Consider the following 6,644-nt stretch of genomic DNA (forward strand, 5'->3'; position numbering starts at 1 on the left):
AATACACCTAGGTTTCACCGCCTAATCATGACAATGGATACGAGTGTGCTACCGATTATTATATTGTTACCGTTAATACTAGGCACAACACTTGTCTCGTGGTTGAAGCAATTCTCTCGCGGGGTAACAGCTTTAGGGGCGATTGGCGTCAGCCTCAGCAGTTTAGTTTTATTATTGAGTCAGGCTCAAGATGTCTTTAATGGCAAAACCATCATTCAAACTTGGCCGTGGCTCACTCAAGTTGGCATTGATTTCAGTTTTCGTCTCGATGCATTGGGCTTATTGTTTTCCCTGCTCATTACCGGGATCGGCACCTTAATTTATATCTATGCCTACTATTATTTAAGTCCAAAGAATTCGCTCAGTAAACTGTATGTTTTATTGATGCTATTCATGGCTGCCATGCTCGGCATTTCATTGTCTAATAATTTAATTTTATTACTTATTTTTTGGGAACTCACCAGTATTTCATCTTTCCTTTTGGTCGGTTATTGGAGCAATTACGACGCAGCTCAGCGTGGCTCTCGAATGGCTTTGACCATTACAGGCATGGGTGGTCTATGTATGTTGGGTGGTTTTGTTCTGCTGGCGCAAATCACAGGCACCTATCAGATTGACCAAATCCTGACGATGAGTAGCCAAATTCAGCAGCATTCGCTTTTTGTGCCCACACTCTTATTGATTTTAATGGGGGCCTTTACCAAAAGTGCACAGTTCCCTTTCCATTTTTGGTTGCCAAATGCCATGGCGGCACCGACCCCCGTCTCGGCTTATCTACACTCTGCCACGATGGTGAAAGCCGGAATTTTCTTGCTTGCACGCTTATTGCCAATCTTTGCAGGCGCGGCGTTGTATCACAACTTGGTCACCTTTATTGGTTTGTTTACCTTATGTATGGCGGCCTTCTTTGCCATTTTCAAAGAAGATTTAAAAGGGCTGTTGGCCTATTCCACCATCAGCCATTTAGGTCTGATCGTTTGTTTACTCGGGATCGGTTCTCCCCTCGCAGTTGCCGCTGCTATTTTCCATATCATTAACCATGCAACCTTCAAAGCAGCCCTATTTATGATCGCGGGGATTATTGACCACGAATCAGGTACACGTGATTTACGAAAACTCTCTGGTTTATGGCAATTACTTCCGTTTACAGCAACGCTGACCATGATCACTGCGGCCTCTATGGCAGGTGTACCATTAACCAATGGTTTCCTTTCTAAAGAGATGTTCTTTACTGAACTTTTGGCCAACCTGACTGGGCCAGTGATGATCGTGTCAGCCATCATTGCCACCTTTGCCGGTATCTTTGCTGTCGCGTATTCGGTACGTTTGGTTCATGGGGTATTTTTTGATGGTCCACTAGGGAAAGATGTTCCCAATAAAGAAGCGCATGAACCACCGTTTGGCATGCGCGCACCAGCAACCTTACTGGCTGCTTTATGTATTTTAGTTGGACTCTTCCCTGCGTTATTGGTTGAGCATATTGTCAATAGTACCGCGCGTGCGAGTATTCAAAATACTGCGTTTGAAGGTACACATTTAGCGATTTGGCATGGTTTAAATGCACCCCTTTTGATGAGTGTGATTGCACTTTTAGGTGGTTTAGTTTTCTATTTCGCATTGGCAAAGGGCGGCAAATTACGCCGTATCGATTTGGATCCTCTTTTGGGCCGTTTGCAAGGCAAAATCCTGTTCGACTTATTTTTAAAGCATCTTTTACTCAGCTCAAGAAAGTTCCGTCGCTTTACTGAAAATGGCAAATTACAAAGCTATTTATTGTGGATTTTAATCTTTAGTGTAGCCATCGTCATTGTTCCATTTTGGCTGCAAGGTATCGGCACAGGCAGCCGTGAACTGATACATGCACCAATCATCGCAATCGTTCTGTGGCTATTATTATTCTCTGCATGTTGGATGATGCTTTGGTTCCACCATGAACGGATTAAAGCCGTCCTCATCAGTGGTGCAGTCGGTCTGGTTGTGACTATGGTGTTTATCTGTTTCTCCGCTCCAGATTTGGCGCTCACGCAGATTACTGTTGACGTGGTGACCACCGTGCTCTTACTCATGAGCTTATCATTATTACCACAGCTCACCCCTTATGAGTCGAGTGTGTCTCGTCGTTGGCGAGATGCAATAATTGCGATTATTGCAGGTTTAGGGATCGCATGGATTTCATGGCTGATCATGACCCGCGATCATAATTCCATCTCATGGTTCTTTATGCAGCAATCCATCCCACTTGGTGGTGGTACCAATGTGGTCAACGTGATCTTGGTCGACTTCCGTGGCTTCGATACCTTTGGTGAAATTACCGTACTGGGAATTGCCGCAATTGGTACGCTGTGCATGATGGATGGTATGCGTGCTCATGGTACCACCATTACGCAAGGTCTGACCTATCGTTTTAATCCGTCACCACTGATGTTCCGTATTACATCATCATGGATTTTGCCTTTAGCACTCGTCATCAGCTTATATATTTTCCTACGGGGTCATAATTTACCAGGCGGTGGCTTTATTGCAGGCTTAATTACCTCTTTAGCCTTAGTGATTCAATATATCGCGCTCGGTCAAGACCGTGCCGAACAATTGATTGGTGCAAAATCAGGTCGCTTATATGAAGTTTGGATTGGTATTGGTTTAACCATTGCGGGGCTGACAGGTATCGCGGCTTGGCTATGGGGGCGTCCATTCCTGACCAGTGCTCATATCTATGTATCGCCACCCATTTTAGGTGAAATGCACCTTGCCTCCGCTGCCCTCTTCGACACAGGTGTCTACATCACCGTTGTGGGCGCGACGATGTTAATGATTTCCGTCTTAGGCGACTCGCGTCACTCGAGTATGTCTGGTCCAGTTCCAAGAGGCGAATAAGATGATTAGTTTAGAATTTTTACTCGCTTCAGCCATTGGCTTACTGACCGCAACAGGGGTCTACCTGATTTTGCGGGCACGTACCTTTCCTGTCGTGCTGGGTTTAGCCATGATTGGCTATGCTGTGAACTTATTTTTATTTGTCATGGGACGTATTCATGTCAACGCACCGGCTGTGTTAACTGAAACCACCAAAGCGACCGACCCTTTACCGCAAGCCTTGGTCCTGACCGCCATTGTGATTGGCTTTGCGACCACAGCCTTTATCGTACAATTGGCTCTGCGTAGCCGCTATGAAACCGGAACAGATCATGTGGACTCCAAAGAAGAAATACCGCAAATTGACCCGCGGGAGGATGAGCCATAATGCATGACTTCATCCAATTTTGGACTACGCATAGCCCGATTTTCAGTATTTTAATTCCTGCAATTACTGCATTTATTTTAGTCCTGCTGGGCAACCCCGGCTCTGGTTCTTTGGCGCATGACTGGCGACAACCTTGGCGTCGTGGAATCAGTTATGTTTCAGGCATTCTCGGGCTGATCACATCTATCAGTTATTTGATGATCGCCAGCTCTGGTCAAGTTTTGGTTTATAACCTGAGTGAATGGGCCGCACCATTCGGCATCGTCTTAGTCCTAGATCGACTCTCAGCTTTCATGTTGGTGCTGACCTATGGACTTGCTGTGCCAGTGATGTGGTTTGCCAGCAAAGAATGGGACGAGCGTGGTCGTTATTTCCATGCCATGTGCCATTTCTTACTGATGGGTTTGTGTGGTGCGTTCCTGACAGGCGATTTATTTAACCTGTTTGTGTTCTTTGAAATCCTGTTGATGGCATCATATGTTTTGCTCTTACATGGTCAAGGCAAAGCACGTTTTCAGCTTGGTATTCATTACGTCACCATTAACCTATTTGCCTCTGCCCTCTTCCTGATTGGACTCGGGATGATTTACGGCAGTGTAGGTAGCTTAAATATGGCTGATGTTGCACGACTTATGCCTTTGCTTGAAGCGGATCAACATCGTATTGCTGTGGCTGGTGCATTGTTACTGTTCACTGTCTTTGGCATCAAAGCTGCAATGCTGCCTGTAGGGTTCTGGTTACCAAAGACCTATGCTGTGGCAACCACGCCTGTGGCAGCCTTATTCACTATAATGACCAAGGTCGGCATCTATGCCATTCTCCGTGTCAATGGTACTGTGTTTGACGATGGGATTAGCCGTGAAATCTTACAACAGTGGTTGTTACCGATTGGCTTAGTAACCTCGCTCTATGGTGCCTATAGTGCTATCGGAACGGATCGCTTACGTCGTTTTGTCGGTTTTATGATTTTGTCTTCTATCGGGACAATATTGGTTGCGATTTCACTCTTTAATACTGATGCATGGGCTGCGGGGCTTTATTACCTGATTCACAGTACCATCATTGGTGCAGCTTTTTATATTCTCTCGGGTTGGATTACCTCACAACGTGGCGAATTTAAAGATCATTTTAAAATTGCGCCCCGTATGAAACAGCATAATACCGTTGCTGTTTGCTATTTCATCATTGCGTTGATGATGGCTGGTCTACCGCCATTTAGTGGATTTTTGGGTAAAGTATTTCTCTTGCAAGCAACGGCCAATTCACCTTACCAAATTATGATTATTTTGATCGTATTGTTGGTGAGTTTACTCAGTATTATCGCATTCACTCGAGTTGGTTTTGTGCTTTTCTGGCGTTCATCTCGCCCAGAAGATGATATTGATACTGAAGAATATCAGCGTTATCAGGCTTTGCCGAATAAGGCACCGCTTCGTAATGACAAAACCATTTATCTGCTGTTAACAGCGCTTGTGGGATATATGGTTTTTGCTGCACCGATCTATGACTATACCTACAAAACTGCGCAGCAAATTCAAAACAATCCATTATATGAATCATTGCTGCTAAAAAAGGATGAAAAAGGTCAAATCATCAGTGTTCAACCTTATGATCCTGAAAATTTACCTGAAACTAAATATGGTGGTGAATCAGCCGATCCAAATGCACACCTCATTCCTGCATTGATTGCACCTGAAACTCTACATGGCGAGCATATTTCTGAGTATAAGCAACGCCAAATTCAAGGACAGCAACAAGAAGAAAAACTACCTGAAGAGACCCAACTAAAACCGATGGAGGCACCTTAACATGGCGAAAACATCTGTATTAAATCGCTGGTTTCCGCATCCATTGGTATCAGTCATGGTTGGTCTGAGCTGGGTGATGTTAGCGCACAGTCTAGATGCGGCCACACTCTGCATGGCCTTGGTTTTAGCCATTGTTATTCCACGATTGGTTCGCCCTTTTATTGACCGAACGCCGAATATCAACTGGCTGGCAGCATGTAAATTATTCTTTGTGGTGCTGTGGGATATTATTGTCAGTAATATCCATGTTGCAAAATTAGTCCTTGGGCCAACACATAAACTGCACCCGAAATGGTTCCGTGTTCCTCTCGATACACAGCATGAGGAAGTCAATTCTTTACTTGCGATGATCATCACCACCACACCCGGTACAGTGTCTGCTGGGATTGACCAAGACCGTGGTGATATTTTGGTCCATGCGCTGAGCACGGATGACCCTGAAGCGGAAATTCAAACCATTAAAGAGCGCTATGAACGCCCTCTCATCCTCATTTTTGGCGCTGATACAGGAGAATCCACATGACAATTTTACCGTATGCGCTTGGCATCTGTTTAGTTGCGGTGACGATCTCGATGTTACTGTGCCTCATCCGCTTAGTGATGGGACCCTCAATCGTAGACCGACTACTTGCTTTAGATACCTTATTTTTAAATGCCACCTGTTTAATTGTCATTTTAGGTATTTATTGGGCAAGTACATCGATGTTTGAAGGGGCTTTATTGGTTGCCATGCTTGGGTTTGTGTCTACAGCCGCTTTAGCACGCTATTTCACCACTGGCCACGTCATCGACTAGGAGTACATTAATATGCAATTAGTCATGGAAATTTTGGTCTCGATTTTTTTGGTTATTGGCGCTTTTTTCATGTTGGTCGGCGGTATTGGCATGGTTCGCCTACCCGACTTATTTATGCGTCTGCACGCACCGACTAAATCAAGCACCTTAGGCTTAGGAAGTTTTCTAATTGCTGCAATTATTTATGCAGCATTTCAAGGTCGTTTTGGTTTTGCAGAAATCCTAATCACGCTCTTTGCCTTTATCACAGCACCGGTTTCTGCAAACCTCATGGCACAAGCAGCCTTACATTTACGACTGCGCTCGATGAGTGGTGATGCACCAGAAGCGCTCAATCGCCCTCTTCCTTGGCAACGAACTCGGCGCCGTGCCTTTCACTCTAAAGTCCATTCAAAACCGGAAGATCTGGATTAATTCCAGATCCAGTTTTGTTTATGTCTTCGAGCTAAAAAATTCTTTGATTCGCATCCACATTTTTTCAAATACGCTACTTTGAGCCATATATTGCAAACGCTTTTGGTTATATGGCGTCGTTTTTAAACCATATTTTTCAGCTAAATCAATCAGCATATTTGTTTCATAACTACTTTGAAAATGATCAGACCATTTAGGCTGATATTGACTCATCTCAAGATTCGCCAATTCTTGACATCCTCACCCCCTTAAAAGAGGGTGATTCCTACAGCTAGACGCTTATGCCCAAGCGCAAGAATGTTTAGAGCTGAGTTTATATCTCGATCATGAGCTGTACCACAGCTCATGCACTCCCATTCTCTTATTCCAAGATCTGTCTTACCTTT

8 protein-coding genes are annotated in these 6,644 nt (G+C 44.5%); 6 read left to right on the forward strand and 2 right to left on the reverse strand.

The annotated features are described in order from the left end of the window. The first annotated feature begins 33 nt into the window (after positions 1-33). The 6 genes from FTU36_RS07325 to FTU36_RS07350 are packed head-to-tail and all read left to right on the forward strand — an operon-like array spanning position 34 to position 6,258. Positions 34-2,874 (forward strand): monovalent cation/H+ antiporter subunit A, encoded by a 2,841-nt coding sequence (locus FTU36_RS07325; protein WP_180066168.1) that lies wholly within the window; start codon positions 34-36, stop codon positions 2,872-2,874. Between the two features lies 1 nt (position 2,875). Further along, on the forward strand, positions 2,876-3,241 hold the full coding sequence (locus FTU36_RS07330; RefSeq protein ID WP_078189407.1) for a Na+/H+ antiporter subunit C: 366 nt from the start codon (positions 2,876-2,878) through the stop codon (positions 3,239-3,241). After that, a complete protein-coding gene (locus tag FTU36_RS07335) occupies positions 3,241-5,049 on the forward strand; it encodes a monovalent cation/H+ antiporter subunit D (RefSeq protein WP_180012106.1) in 1,809 nt (602 codons plus the stop codon). Before FTU36_RS07330 ends, FTU36_RS07335 begins: the two co-directional genes overlap by 1 nt. A 1-nt stretch (position 5,050) precedes the next feature. Next, positions 5,051-5,572 (forward strand): Na+/H+ antiporter subunit E, encoded by a 522-nt coding sequence (locus tag FTU36_RS07340; protein WP_180012108.1) that lies wholly within the window; start codon positions 5,051-5,053, stop codon positions 5,570-5,572. Beyond that, the gene (locus FTU36_RS07345; protein WP_078189410.1) at positions 5,569-5,844 is read left to right on the forward strand and encodes a monovalent cation/H+ antiporter subunit F; all 276 of its coding nucleotides are present in this window, start codon (positions 5,569-5,571) and stop codon (positions 5,842-5,844) included. The genes FTU36_RS07340 and FTU36_RS07345 overlap by 4 nt, the downstream gene beginning before the upstream one ends. A gap of 12 nt (positions 5,845-5,856) precedes the next feature. Beyond that, positions 5,857-6,258 (forward strand): Na+/H+ antiporter subunit G, encoded by a 402-nt coding sequence (locus tag FTU36_RS07350; protein ID WP_168378199.1) that lies wholly within the window; start codon positions 5,857-5,859, stop codon positions 6,256-6,258. An 18-nt stretch (positions 6,259-6,276) separates the two neighbouring features. Here FTU36_RS07350 and FTU36_RS07355 read toward each other — a convergent pair whose 3' ends face one another. Next, positions 6,277-6,471 (reverse strand): hypothetical protein, encoded by a 195-nt coding sequence (locus FTU36_RS07355; protein ID WP_180005485.1) that lies wholly within the window; start codon positions 6,469-6,471, stop codon positions 6,277-6,279. Between the two features lie 35 nt (positions 6,472-6,506). Further along, positions 6,507-6,644 (reverse strand): zinc ribbon domain-containing protein (locus FTU36_RS07360; protein WP_180090075.1); only part of this gene is annotated, 138 nt, incomplete at its 5' end.

It is taken from the genome of Acinetobacter sp. YH12096 (assembly GCF_013419215.1).
In the GTDB taxonomy this organism is placed as follows: Bacteria; Pseudomonadota; Gammaproteobacteria; order Pseudomonadales; family Moraxellaceae; genus Acinetobacter; species Acinetobacter amyesii.